Here is a 267-nt window from a genome sequence, read left to right on the forward strand (position 1 = left end):
ACCGTGCCGCGCACCTTCCTCTATCCGGAACCGGAACTGCGCAAACCCCACCGCGCCATCCTGTCGATGGGAAGCCGCATCCATGTCGCCGGCGAGGCGGAAACGCGCGGCAATCATTATCTCGTGCTTGAGGACGGAACGGCGATCTTTGCCCGCCACGTCCAGCCGATCGGCGCGCTCGACGGCGGCGATTACGTCGATATTGCCGCCCGTTTCCTGGAGACGCCTTATCTCTGGGGCGGGCGTTCCGGCCTCGGCATCGATTGC

Annotated in this window: 1 pseudogene; it reads left to right on the top strand. The window is 65.2% G+C overall.

The features are described from left to right. Positions 1 to 267, top strand: a pseudogene (locus tag EOD29_RS32190) (C40 family peptidase); the annotation flags it as partial.

This window comes from Mesorhizobium sp. M1A.T.Ca.IN.004.03.1.1, assembly GCF_003997555.1.
Classification (GTDB): Bacteria; Pseudomonadota; Alphaproteobacteria; order Rhizobiales; family Rhizobiaceae; genus Mesorhizobium.